The organism is Clostridioides sp. ES-S-0054-01 (assembly GCA_021561035.1).
GTDB lineage: Bacteria > Bacillota > Clostridia > Peptostreptococcales > Peptostreptococcaceae > Clostridioides.
In genome coordinates, this window is record CP067346.1 from 2,310,557 (window position 1) to 2,325,073 (window position 14,517).

10 protein-coding genes are annotated in these 14,517 nt (G+C 27.4%); all 10 read right to left on the minus strand.

What is annotated here, in order from left to right:
- Positions 1-14: 14 nt before the first annotated feature.
- On the minus strand, positions 15-1,148 hold the full coding sequence (locus tag JJC02_10960) for a hypothetical protein (GenBank protein ID UDN53425.1): 1,134 nt from the start codon (positions 1,146-1,148) through the stop codon (positions 15-17).
- Positions 1,129-1,746, minus strand: coding sequence for a hypothetical protein (locus tag JJC02_10965; protein ID UDN53426.1), 618 nt, complete (start codon positions 1,744-1,746; stop codon positions 1,129-1,131). Before JJC02_10965 ends, JJC02_10960 begins: the two co-directional genes overlap by 20 nt.
- Positions 1,747-1,886: 140 nt before the next feature.
- Positions 1,887-2,585: a hypothetical protein gene (locus tag JJC02_10970; protein UDN53427.1), complete on the minus strand. Its 699-nt coding sequence runs from the start codon at positions 2,583-2,585 to the stop codon at positions 1,887-1,889.
- Positions 2,586-2,633: 48 nt separating this feature from the next.
- Positions 2,634-4,940, minus strand: a complete 2,307-nt coding sequence (locus tag JJC02_10975; protein ID UDN53428.1) for a phage tail protein — start codon at positions 4,938-4,940, stop codon at positions 2,634-2,636.
- Positions 4,941-5,011: 71 nt separating this feature from the next.
- Positions 5,012-5,617, minus strand: coding sequence for a hypothetical protein (locus JJC02_10980; protein UDN53429.1), 606 nt, complete (start codon positions 5,615-5,617; stop codon positions 5,012-5,014).
- Positions 5,618-5,621: 4 nt separating this feature from the next.
- Positions 5,622-7,133: a hypothetical protein gene (locus JJC02_10985; protein UDN53430.1), complete on the minus strand. Its 1,512-nt coding sequence runs from the start codon at positions 7,131-7,133 to the stop codon at positions 5,622-5,624.
- 193 nt (positions 7,134-7,326) lie between these two features.
- Positions 7,327-8,823, minus strand: coding sequence for a hypothetical protein (locus JJC02_10990; GenBank protein UDN53431.1), 1,497 nt, complete (start codon positions 8,821-8,823; stop codon positions 7,327-7,329).
- Entirely contained in the window at positions 8,823-10,427 is a 1,605-nt protein-coding gene (locus tag JJC02_10995; GenBank protein UDN53432.1) for a discoidin domain-containing protein, read from the minus strand. The genes JJC02_10990 and JJC02_10995 overlap by 1 nt, the downstream gene beginning before the upstream one ends.
- 1 nt (position 10,428) lies before the next feature.
- Positions 10,429-12,255 (minus strand): hypothetical protein, encoded by a 1,827-nt coding sequence (locus JJC02_11000; protein ID UDN53433.1) that lies wholly within the window; start codon positions 12,253-12,255, stop codon positions 10,429-10,431.
- On the minus strand, positions 12,248-14,503 hold the full coding sequence (locus JJC02_11005; protein UDN53434.1) for a hypothetical protein: 2,256 nt from the start codon (positions 14,501-14,503) through the stop codon (positions 12,248-12,250). The genes JJC02_11000 and JJC02_11005 overlap by 8 nt, the downstream gene beginning before the upstream one ends.
- Between the last annotated feature and the right edge of the window lie 14 nt (positions 14,504-14,517).

Sequence of the window (14,517 nt, forward strand, 5' to 3'; positions counted from 1 at the left end):
CCTCCAGACCTTATTTAGCTGTTAATTTCAATTACATCTTTTGCTATGAATTCATATATATCATACACAGGATTTCCTGTTGTATCTATTTCTTGGCTTACTGATATAGGCGTTACTCCAATAATTTTTCGATATTTTTCTTTTTTTTCTCCATATATAAGACTTATAGAAAAATTACTTTTCCTAAGTGTATTTATATTATTAGGATTAAAAGAAAGTTGGTAGTCTGAATTTTCTAAGTCTGATTTCTGACTATCTTCTGCATAATTACAATCATATATTAAACTATCTATTAAGTTATAATCGCATTCTAGTTCATCACAAATAAAAGAATTTATAGCTTTTAAATTACAACCTGATTTATACTGATTTTCTTCTTGTTTATCTTTAATGCAGATTTCTTTTTCATTATTCTTCAAAATGATAATATTATAATTAGAATATAATTTTTTAAATATTAAATTCCAAGTTTTTTCACATAACCTTCCTGTCGGTATAATCTTATTTTCTTTTTGAAAAGCTTTAACCATATCAAATGTACACACACAATAATAACCGTATTTTAATTCACTAAAGCTTCGTTCTTCATACATATACCCCATATATACCAAAGCTGTTTGTACAGAATGTACTCTAATGTCATATTTACTTCCAAAATCAACATAAAATAGAGACTTATCATAAAGAAATGAAACATCATTATCATCTATATTACATTGATTTTTATATAAGATATTGTTATCTTCTCTACATATATATTTATCATTTAGACCTCTTAAATCATATCCATATATCCAATCTGGTATAGATATTTTTTCTTCTTTATTTAAAATAGACTTATCACAAGTATTTATATCTTGTTCTAAGGAATTAGATGTATTTTTTAAAGCATTGCTTACAGGAACTTTTATATAACCTGATACTATCCTATTTCCCACAGCTATATCATCAAATGTATTAGATGTATATCCATAAATAGGTTTACTTTGTTCTTTTACATAAAATTTTATTGCAGCTATTTGTTTATTATGTTTTCCATTTATATAAATCAATACATCAGAGCTACCATAAAATTCTTCTTTATATGTACTATAATCTCTCTTTTTAGTTTCTTTTTTATTTGCACTATTAAAGTTTAAATTTGTCATAACTAACGCCTTTCAAATTACTTTTTTTAGAGTGTTCATATCCTTCAATAGTAAAATCATAAGAAAATATTGAATTTGAGAATATATTTGAATTACTTACAGTATTTTGTACTGTTTTATTACTTGGTAAACCTGCAAAATCATTCAAATCTGTTGCTACAAAGTAAATTTTATTTTTTATAAAAACATCATTAATAGAAATAATTTGGCTATCATTAGTAATATCTATGCCATATATCATCATCTGTGTGACGTATTTATATTCATTTAAGGATACTATCATTACATCAAATAAGGGCAATTCATCTGAGCTAATCTTCTTTTTATTAGATAAAACTGAAACCTTACTTGTCAATTCACTTATTAGATTCTGATTTATTAAAACAAATTCCATTTTTCCAGAAATCATCTTAGGTCCTCGAGTATATCCAGATACCTGTGTACTTCCTATTGATGCTACTGGCTTTTTATTTCTTTGAATTGAGTATGATATACTTGTCAAACTACCTAAAAGAATTGGTTTAGATTCTGGAAATAAAACAAATGCAAGAGAATCTGTACTTGAAAATGCCTTGTAAAAAGTATTGTCTAAATCCATTTTACTCTACCTCTCTTTTTATTTATATTTGGAAAAACCCCATGTAGTTTTTGAATAAGCAAAATATACTTGCAAGCATTTAACTACATGAGACCTTTTAATTTTCCTCTTTTATCTATTTACATATTTGACTTTATCACTTATTTTAACTTTTCTTCTTTTGAATATACACCTTGTATAAGTGGTGATATTTTTCTAGCTCTATAATTTAACTTTTTCTCTAAAACGATTGTATCAATAGACACCTCACTAGATTCGTCTATTATATCAACATCATATATTTTTTGAAATGCACATTGACCTTGTTCATTTCCAAAAGTCATTGTTATATCAAATGGTGGCAAAGAATCTAAATAAACTATTCTACTATCTCTTATTGGACTAAATCCATTAGGTATTTTAAAGTCTTCATCACTTACTTTAGAATTATTTTCATTATACTTAGACTTACTATCCATATTCCTACTTAAATTTATAGCATCTTGTGCCGTCACATTCCACTTCAACATTTCTACTGCATTTATAAAGTTTTCCTCTTCAGTTATAGCTAAATTCCCTGACGTTGTAAATATTGTAGACTCTGATGATTTTAAAATGCTTTTCATAGATTTAATTAGAGAATCTTGGTCGAACATAGCAAATACTAATGACCCTTTAATCTCTCTTTTCCCCCTTGAAAAGCTTCGTGCATCGGGACTTCCTAATGTGTATACTGGTTTTTTTTCACGTTCTATACCCCATGATATTTTTTGTAATTCCCCAATAACTTGATTTGCAAAGCTTACAACTAAATCAGCTCCAGAAAATGATGTTAGTGTGTTTATATTCGTACTTGCCATAACAGTATCTCCTAACTATTAAATCTAAATGGATGTTCTCCTCCATTTTTATTTTTTTAACCCTACTATAGTGGTTATTTTTCTAAGTTCTTGTGGTGCTACTATGCCAACTTCTAACTTAGCCTGTCCTAATATTAAATCTTGTTGTGTTGCTATTAGATTAAAACTGTAATCTAATATAGCCCCTTGTAATAGTAGTGTATCTAATCTCTTTGCAATTGTTGCACTTAATGCATTTCTTTGTTCTATTGTATTTGCTTCCCCTATAAATGGGTCTGCCACTTCTCTTATATTATCAGTTACTGCTCTCATAACCTTTAATGTAGATAATTTTGAATATACACTATCTTTCTTTGCAGATGTTGGAGCATCTACTACAAAAACTTTATTTAAACAAGTTCTACCATTTAACTTTTTAGAATTGAATGAAACAAATTTGTTTCCTGTTATATCATTTAATTGTGCATTTGAAAAAGAGTACTTTAATGATTTTACACCACTTAATACCTTATTTGTTGGAGATGAGTGTGTCAAAATACTTGTATTTAGAGCAGCATAAAGTACTGCTGGATTTCCTTCTCTAAGTGAGCTCACCTTATGTTCAACTATAGGTGTAGGCCCTGCAACTACTGATATAAATTTTCCAAGGTCTATACAGTTTCCTTGTCCATCAGTAATTATAGAGCCTTTATCATCCTTCATTAAAAACTCATTATTATATTGTGTTAAATATTTAGAGTGTGATTGAACACCTGACAAAGATGTGTCTTTTAATGGATTCATTGATATTACGCCATATGTAGATTTATTTCTATAAGATAACACTGCACAAAATAAAGCAAGTTCATATGCAAAGTCTTGATGTCTGTCAAATAATTTATCATCAGCATAAATACCTAAAGGTACTATCCAATCTACATTATAATTTTCAAGCAACTGATAAGCACCTTGTTTTACTATGTATCCATTTCTATCTCTTTCTCCTGACAATGCCTTAAACATATCTTCCTTACTCATACCTAAACCATTAGAACCACCTATAAAATACGTAGCTGATTTTATCAGGTCTTTTGTAAGTACTTCTGGTGTATCCGTTTCTGCAAAATATGTTGTTTGTAAATTATTTATTGCATCTACTAACTCTCCAAAAGTTAAGCAGTCGAGAGTTGATAATATCAAAGGTTCTTCTCCAATACTCATTTTAGACTCTGGCTTAATGATTTTCACATATTTTCCTATATAATTGCCAAAAGTGTCTCTCAAATCTTCTACTTTCACTTGACCTAAATTATATATATCGCCAGCAAACCTAGACTTTAATCTTATTTTTCTTTCTATATTCTCTTTAACTGGCATATAATAGCTTACTGATACTACTTGTCCCATTTGAAAACATTCTTTTTTAAGAGTTATAGTCTTTGATTTCTTATCTACTGAAAAAGAATTCAAATCCAATACCTTACTTCCACCAACATACAATATAAGTGTTCCATCTACTGGAGTATTACTTAAAAGTAGTTTTTGACTTGATGTAGCAGTCATAAAAGCATTTCCGTCTGTTTGAGTTTCTATTTCTTCTCCAACAACTTCTATTCTATAACCTACAGCTACCTTTTCTCCCTCCTCTAAAGATGGTATTGTTATGACATTATCATTCATTTCCATATCATCATTTATAGGTTTACCATCATAAGTAGCCACTATAGCAGCTCCATTTGGGATATTAGATAAAAAAATCTTTTTATCTTTATTCAAAGTTAAGTATTCTGGTTTCTGTTCAACCCAGTATCTATAGCTATAAGCTACTGAAATAGGTACCCCTGCATCACAAGCATTTTTTTCTATTGATATACTCTTAATAGATTCATTATATGCAAATCCAGATAATAGTTCTGTTCCTTTTACATACACTCTAATAGAACTTGCAACAATCCCTTTTCCACTTAGTTTTATATCAGTTTTCTCACATCCATGAACAATGGATAAATCCTCATCTATTTTCTTATTTTTTTCAATAACTTGTGATGGTGCACTTATACTTGATGTTGCACATGTACCAGATACCCTCATCACCCTTATATCTTGACATCCAGCATCTCTAGCTTGCTTATATGCGTGAACTAACGTTGAACCATTTGGGATTCCATTTAAATTAATATCTGAACCAAAGAGCAATTCTATAGAAGAATCATCTATAGCTACTGGCTCCATTACTGGTCCATCAACTGCTGTACCAAGTAACAGCATACTATCAGTATTGTATTCATCTGAGCCAAATCTAAGTGCAGAACCACCATCCTTAAATTCAACTAACATTCCTGGAAGATTAGGATACATATTTCCTAAGTTTGCCATAAAGGTTTTCCCCCTTTAAATCTTGTAGATGTTATAGATTTTATACCAAGTAAAATTTACGTTATTCCTGGTTAAATTCTATCCTTTACAGAAAATTTCATTTCTATATTTTTTAATTTATTCACATTCAAAGTCTTTACTTTCTCTAATCGTATAAAATATTCAGATATTTTGACTGAAACATTTTTATCAAAACCTATACTATCTTTAGTTGCTATCTCTTTTAAAAAGAAAATCTCACCAAGACCTTTTTTCTTGAGAAATCCTGTATAAGACACTATTATATCCTCAAAATCCTCCATAAGTCTTCTACATTCTCTTTGTGTTTTAGCTAGAAATCTAAATTCTAGTATACAATCAAAACTTTGTCTATATACTTTAATTACCTTACCTGTTTTTTCTTGATTTTCATCTAATTCATCAATTACATCAGTTAATATTGGTTTATGACTTTTTCCTTTAGATATTTCTCTTAATTTTACACTATAATTTATCTGTGGCAGTACAATTTTATCTGTTTCATCTTTTTTTATTGTATCAAAAGAAATTACTCCCCAATCATCCTCTAATTCTATTTTCAAAATATATTCTAACATTCTTTCTATTTTTTCAAAGTTGTCAATGTGTTCTTCATTTATAAGTCTATTTTTATTATTTTCCATAAATTCTGTATCCATTTTTTCACCTACCTATACTCAATCCACTATAGGTTCTAACATACTCTAACATATATATAGTCTTTAAACTCAAATCTAAAAATAATTCTCCGGACTTATGTTTAGACAATTCATTTATTATATATTCACTTATAATTTCTTTATCTCTTAATTCATCTAACAATTGTATTAAGTTTTCTTTCAAATATCCAGATGATAACAAAGCATCTATATTTTCACCTATATGAGAATATAGCATTTTTTTTATATAGCACATAGTCAACTGAATCATTCTTACATTACATAAATACTTATATTCAGTATGTTTACTCATTGTGATTCCATTTGATACGACTACTCTTCTGATTAGCTGACTAAATCTAAACGATACATATCCAAGCTCAGTCATTTTTTTTATTGTTGAAATATCAAACGTATTAAATAGTGAAAATGATTCTGGAATTTCCTTATTTGTGGTAGTTTCTATGATATCTAAACTTGCTATAAGAGGAGCATATACAATACTTGAATTTACAATATTAGTACCATATGTGGTATATACATCCCCAACCACTACACTTACCAATTGTTCATAATTTTTATTAAATTTTGATACTTCATTCACTTTTTTGAAACATTCCAGTACACTAATATACTCTTTCTCATCTATCCAAATCTCATTAGTTAAATTAAGTCCAATGACACCATGAGTTATAATACCTGTTTTCATTTGAATCCTACAGAAATTCAGTAATTGTTCATAAAAAGTTAAGTATCTTTCTCCATTCTTAATGGTTAGATATTCCCTAGTTAGGTCATAATATTTATCTATTTTTTCTCTGTCATCTGTAAATGTATCATCATAATACACTCCTAAAGGCATAATAATATCTATATCAAGTCCTTCCAAAACAGTGTATGTACTGTCTAAGTTATTGTACATTATGTTTTTATCAAGGTCTAATCCACTATATCCTCCACTAAGTTTATGCATACCTTGATTTACTTCACTTATAGATTCCTTTGTTTTCATATAAGAATCGCAATAAACACTACAAATTATCATACCTTTTAGTTTTTGAGAATCTTTATTTATAGCTTCTGATAAATCATACAAGGTAGGATAATTTTCATATGGATATTTTAGTATATAATCTCCCAAACTTTTTGGATAGATTACCTGTAAGCCATCTTGATTTACTATTATTTCTATATCATTATATATTTCATTTGCATGCTTTGATTTAATATGTATGCAATTTTTTACTACTTCACCATTAGCACATTTTACATCTAAATAAATTTCTGCATGTGCTCCTGTAACTTTACATAGATAAACTTTACAGTCTAATTTAGATTCTTTTATAATTTTATACGCTTCAACTAAAGAACCTTTTTTGCCAAAATTTGAATTCATGTGAGAAATTGAGTTTATTTTTATTGGAGTGTTTACTGGTCCAAATTCTGAAGTTCCTAATAGATAAATATTTTTACCATAAAATTCTTGTTCATTAAATAGCTTTTTTGATGTGTCCATGGTTATTTCTTTCCTTTAATCATCTTTATTTGTTATGATTCTTTAAGATTAGTTAAATACACTATGTATCTTGACATTATTTAATATACTGTTACTTATATTTATTTTGTACATTTTAGTTTAAATTTTATTTATTATCCATAATAATTATTTTCTCATTTAAAATTTCATTCATTTTGATGTTGATAACTTCTTATATAAATGCCAATCCATAAGACGTTAAATCAGAATCTTTATCTAATAAAAATTTTAACTTAGTATTTTGATTTAAGCTGACATACTCTTCAAGATTTATCTCAATGTAATTATTATTATTTAAGTGTAATATAATATAATTATTTTTAATATTAGCAGAGACAATCATTCTGCCTTTATTATATTTATTTTCAATTATAGTAGATGTTATCGAATTATTAAAAATAAATAACTTATCTTCAATAGGAAATGAACTTATTTTTATAGATGTGTAAATGTTGTTTTCATCAGTTAAAGTAACCTCTAGTACATTTGTCTTATTTAATATAAAATCATTCTTATCAAACACGTACTCTACACTTAAAGAACCATTTACAACATCTATTAATTCAGTAGAAATTAAAGTATGTAAATTATTTATATTCGTTATTTTAACTATGACTTTAGGTATTTTTATTGAAATATCTAAATTTATATTTGTTATATTAAAACAATTACCAAATTTTCCAAATTGATTTATTTCAAATGATGGAGAAGCATATAGATGTTTAATAATAAGTACTGGTCTGAAACCAAAAGTAGGACCTTTATTGTTGAAAGTATTATTCGTTGAATAGTTTGTAACACTAGAATAGCCTCTAGTTATTATTTTATAATTATCAGATGCTGATATAGAACTTGTGATACTACAAATATCCCAATTCCAGATAGTTTTATCTCCTGGTGTTATTAGACCATTTAAATCTGAACTTACAATATATTTATCATATTCAGATAGTCCATTATTATTAACACCTCCAGTTAACGAACGTACGATTAATACATCATTTTTGTAAGGCTGATTATCTAATTCATTACCATATATAAATCCTTTTTGATTTATTTCATCAAAAGATAAATTAGGAAAAACTTTATCAGATATCAAAAACGATTCTATATCTGTATGATTTACGCAAATAAAATTCATATCTGTCCCACTATAAAAATCTGTGAAACCATTATTGTAAGTGTAATTACATGGAATGTATTCTCCAACTTTTATTTTATTAATAATTCTATTTTTTTCTAAAGGTAAATCAATAATATATCCATCTTTATTTATGTCTATACAGTCAATAGTTGCAAGACCCTCTTTAACTGGAGATATTATAACATCATGTATAGAATTGTCTAAATTAACTACATCAATGAGAAGTATTTGACCACTTGTTTGTCCATATGTATTACAAATGTGTTCAACTCCATCTATTATTAATTTAGTATTATCTTTAGGTCTATTTGTATTTCTATCTGATATAAGTCTAAATTTATTTCCATAAAATTTAAATTTGTAGCTACTGTCAACACTTTTAAGCCAAATACTGGAGCCTCCATAAAAAGCATTATGAACTTCTTTTCCCCAAAAAGAACCCTTTATTATAGCTCGTATATTTGATTCATCATATCTTTTCCAGCCTACTTCTGGTTCTGGTAATCTTTCGCCTATAATAGCCATTATATATCACCACCTATAACTAACATTGGTCTAAATCCCACATTAGAAGCCGTATAGGCATTATTTATTATGCCAAACCTTTTAGGACTACTATCATTTACGTATTTATCATTATATCCTCTAACAGCAACTGAGGTTCCATCTGGTCTTGTTCCAGTTACATCTACAACTGATAAAATCGCAATGTTATTGGTTAAAGATGCAACATATTTATAATTCCATATGTTATTGTCACCAGACTCTACCTTTCCATTCAAATTACTTTTCCATATATATGTATCCCAATCATTAACGGTTGGCCAACCACCTTGGTTCTTATTCGTTGAACTTGAAAATGAGTTTTTATCTTTTGATATTAAAGCTTTCTTTGAAAAAGATACAGTTATATCATCATTGTAGGCTACTCCACCATCTGGCAAACATATCTTTCCATCTTTTTTTATATAAAAATATTCTATTTCTGCTATAGCAACATGACTTGTTGTAGAATAAGAATCTGTTATTTTGATTCTATAATGTTTATATTCAGTTTCATTATTAAAATTGAAATAAAAAACCTGTCCTGGGCTAGGAGATGCATTGATTGACCCATTGTGTAAAATATTCCATATTGTTTCATCATTACTACCTTCAATTGTCCATTTTGCAGGAGCTTGTATCATATAATTATTTCTTATTGTTATTTTATAAAAATTTATAATTTGATGTTTCTTTTTGAATGTAACCTGTACTGTTTGAGGATATCCAGGATTACTATGCCACATACTATTAATATAATCATCAAATGCATAAAAAGGATAACATTCTGCAAACACACTACTTGCTTTTAAAATATATTCTTCTGTTTCGTCACTTTCACATGTGCTTAAAGGAAATACCTTTTCCTTCCATAAAAAATCTAAATTACCATTAGTCTGATTCCAAGATATATTGTTTTGTATGTTTCTATCTGCTATTAACTTATTATCATCTACTTTAATAAAAAAGAATTTTCCATCTGGAGTTGCACTTGATACATCCCTAGGGATTTCCTCACAGTTACAAATTCCTAACTCTGAAAAACTTCCTACTTCCCCAGCAATAGAAGCAGTATATCTACAAGATATTATATCTCCTATCTCCATATCTTCTATTGATGTTCGTTGTGTCAATTTATATTCTATTGGTGACAATATATGTCCACTTTCATCTATATCTATACAGTCAAAGAATAAATAAACAACAACACTATTTTTATTTATTGATATTTTAATATTATGTAGTTTATTATCTAGGTCTAATTTTTCATATACTATTTTAGAAAAATTCATAGCGTTACCAGTTCTTGTGCTAAATTGTTCAACTTTACCATCAAGATTAATATCAATTAAATCAGACCTATCGCTACATACGTCACACATTATTCTTACTTTTGAACCAATAAAACTAAAATTAATATCTGTTTCATCATAAGGAACATTTTTAACATATGTACCCATTCCACCATAACATGAACTTATAGGAACTCTTTTATACAATTCAGAGTAGAATATATTTATAAAATCATCATTGTACCTCTTCCAGCCTTCCTCTGGTTGAGGAAGGGAATCTCCAATACTAGCCATACTATTCACCTTCTCTTTCTACTGTATCAAGCTTGGCATCTATATAATAATTAGATGTATAGTTAGCTGAAAGATTTAATTCTTTATCATATTTTAGTTGAATTTTTAAATTAGATATATTTAGATTTTTATTTATTAAATCGAGTTTTGAATTGACAGTTTCGTTTATTATTTTTACTACCTCTTCTTTATCTATCGAGCCAGAATTTCCTTCATCATATGGAGGTAGTGGCTTTAATTCAATATTATCAAAATTAATGGTTTCAATGTCTTCACAAATTAGTTTATATGCATTTAAAATAGTATCTTTGTCCATTAATAGTAACAAATTAATATTATTAGAATTTATGTTAAAAATAGAATTTATGTCAAAAACGTTGTAATTAATATTATCTATAGTATAAATTCCAATAATTGAACCTGTAGATTTCAATTTAACTTTCATATTTTTATATGATTTATCAAATGATATATTATCAGTTAAAATTATTTTATAATATTGAATAAGACCTTTATTGTGTTTAAAGACTTTTATAGTCTTAGGATTTGAAACATATCCATTTTCATCTTCTATAATGATTTCTAGTATATTCAGTCCATTTAGCAAGCCAACATTGCTTATATTTAAATTTAAATTACCTTCATTTACACTTAATAAATCTGTATATAATATCTCTGTATTATTTTTATTTGTTATTTTCACTTTTATTTTTGATACTTCTATTGTTTTATCTAATAATATATTTGTTATACTTATAATCCCATTCCATTCTCCAAAAGTATAATCAATATTAAACTCTGGATATAAATATATATTATTCATAATTAAAACTGGTCTAAATCCAATTGTGTCACTTTTAGTAGATGTATTTACCACATTATATGAATTTGAGCTTATACCTCCTCTAACTGTTACTTTCATATTGTCTGAAGCAGAAAAGGTGTCAGTTATAGATGACAAATTATGATGCCATATATCTTTATCTCCAGAAGTAATTAAATTATTCAAACTACTATTTAAAATGAATTTATCATACTCTGAATGTAAGTAACTGTCATTATATGGACTATCTGTGATTGATTTTATAATACATGAGTAACCTTTATATGGATGATTATCCAATTTTTTTCCATAAATAAAACCTTTGTCATTTATTTCATCAAAGCTCAAGTTTGGTATTACTATGTCAGAAATTAAGATATGTTGATTGAAATTATTTTTAACACAAATAAAAGTTAATGTTTTTCCATCGCCAAAATTTGAAAATCCATTATCATAAATATAATCACAAGATATATATTCTCCAATTTGAATATCATTAATTATTTTATTTTCTTCTAATTTGTAATGTAGTAATTGTCCATTTGTATCAATATCAATTGAATCTAAGCTTAAGTAGTTATCTCCATAAGGAGCACTTGGAGGTGGTGGAGTTCCAGGTTCTATATATAATTTAACTGTATGAATACTATCAGTTAAATCAAATTTTTCAAAAAATAACATTTGATAAATGTAATTAGGATGCACAAGACTTGGTGTACATTGACTAGCTATAAACTTCTCTCCATCTATTTCTACAGTACATTTATTAGTATGAGAAGCATCAGACCCAGGAACTATTAATCTTATCTTTGGACCAGTAAATCTAAATTCTAATATACCATTTTCACCATGTCTATAATTTGTAATACATCCTGTATTGTTATAAGCAGTTGTAGTATCATTATACATAGTCCACTTATTTATATATTTTATTCTGCTATCTGTATTGTCATACCTTTTCCATCCTTGCTCTGGTTGTGGTAAAGTACTTCCTATATTAGCCATTTTTTCCACCTACCTCTGTAATTAACGTAGGTCTAAATCCTGTATTTTTAGCAACAGATGAAGATAAACATATATTAAATCTTTTTGCTGACAAATCATCAATATCTTCAATTTTACCACGAACTGGTATTAATATATTTCCATTTGCGGGTTCTATATTTTCATTGTTAATATCTTTTAATCCTGTAATAACTTTCTCTTTACATAAAGAAGCTATATCGTGATAGTTCCATATGTCATTATCACCTGCTATTATCTTTTCTTTTAAATCACTATTTCTTATGTATTTGTCCCAATCATTTTCTATTGGCCAACCACCTTTATTTTTATTAATTAAACTTAAAGATGTATTTTTATATTCGTATTCTTTGAACATTTCTAATTCACCTATAGCCACATATAACCCTACAGGTTTAAAACTAAATCTATAACTTAAATATTCAACTTTTGAATTAAAGTAATGATAAGAGGTAGCTTTGTTATCTGAAGGTAAATTTAATGCTTCATATATTTTTACAAAAGTTTCATTATCGTTACTCCCATATACAGTACAAGTAGATGGAGGTTGAATAGAACGAGGGCAATCTCTGTTAGTTAACCTAAAGCCAGAAGCTTGTATTTTACCTTTTTTTGATGATACTTTAATATATGGATTATCTTCAGAATTACTATGCCAACAGTCATCAGAATCTATGTTTGTTTTGTTGAAAGCTAAATACGCAAGAAATCCTGTACTGTATGTTGAACTTTGTTCTAAAATATAGTCATCATCTTCATTTGATTTTAAAGCTGTCTTTGGAAAAGACACAGTTATATCATCATTATACGCTATACCTCCATTTGGAATAGTATAATAATAGTCATTAATATAATCATATTCTTTTACACAATTACTAATAGTTGCGTTATTTTTAGTTGGTGATAAATCATAAAGCTTGTCTCCAATTGCATAATTAGATTTAAATAGGCAAATTAGGTTTTCTTCATTACCAGTTAGATTTTCTTCTATAGTTACTGGGTCTATTGCTTTATCCCATATTGCAAACTCTGATATTTTTGCATTTAATCGATAACCTTCGTCTACAGAAACCCCTCTTCCTGGTTCACTACCTAATACAAGATGATCTGTACTTCCATATATAATAGCTCCGTTTAGGTTTTTATCCAATTTTAAAATTGCTCCATCATATATTTTAACTGATTCTCCATTATATGATATGTAAAAAGTTTTCCATCCATTATTAGATAAATCAATATTAAATCCAGTAATAAAATATAAAGTTGAATAATCTGAAGAATTTGTAGCAATCTCTAGTCTAAGGTATCTATCTTTTGGTACATAACAAAATGCATAACCTCCACCTTCTGTACAGCTAAAAAATCTATCTTCTGTTCCTACTGTCCAGTCTTCTTTATATACTTTTATCTTTATTGCTATTTCATTAATTGTTTTAATTTTTGATATAGGTATACTTACATACGATAAACTTCCATTAAATCCATTAAATACTAAAGCATTTGGAGAAAACATTTTACAAGTTAATTTACTTTTATTTAATTCATTCCATGAAATAGATGATTGAATATTTCTATCAGCGATAAACTTATTACCATCAACCTTTATAAAATAAAACTTTCCATCTGGTGTATCTGATGAAGTATCTACATCTATTCCTTCACAATTACAAATTCCAAGTTCTGAAAAATATCCTACCTTTCCAGGAATAGGAGCTGTATATCTGCAAGGAATTATATCTCCTATTTCCATAGATTCTAATGTAGATTTTTTCGTTAGTTTGGTTTCAATTTGTTCCACCATGTATCCATCTACATCTATATCTATACAATCAAAATCAAACCTAACACTATCATTGCTTTCAATCCTTACTATATGAGTTTTCTTTTCTAAATTTATTTTTTCAAAAGCAAGATATTGCCTTATAGTTTCTCCATGAATAGAATAAATTTCATATTTAATATCATCTATAGTACATTTTATATTAGAGGAATGACTGGGATATCTAGAATGAAAAATTCTTATTTTTGAGCCATAAAAAGCAAATTTGATATAACTTGAATTTACTTCTTCTACAGTAGCATTTTCTGGTATGAACATTCCTGTGTTATTATAAAGACCTGTATTTGTGTCTTTTTTCCATAATCCTATATATTTAAAACTATTGTTAATATTATCAATTCTTTTCCATCCTTCTTCTGGTTGTAGCAATGATTCGCCAACTGTAGCCATTTATCCACCTTCTT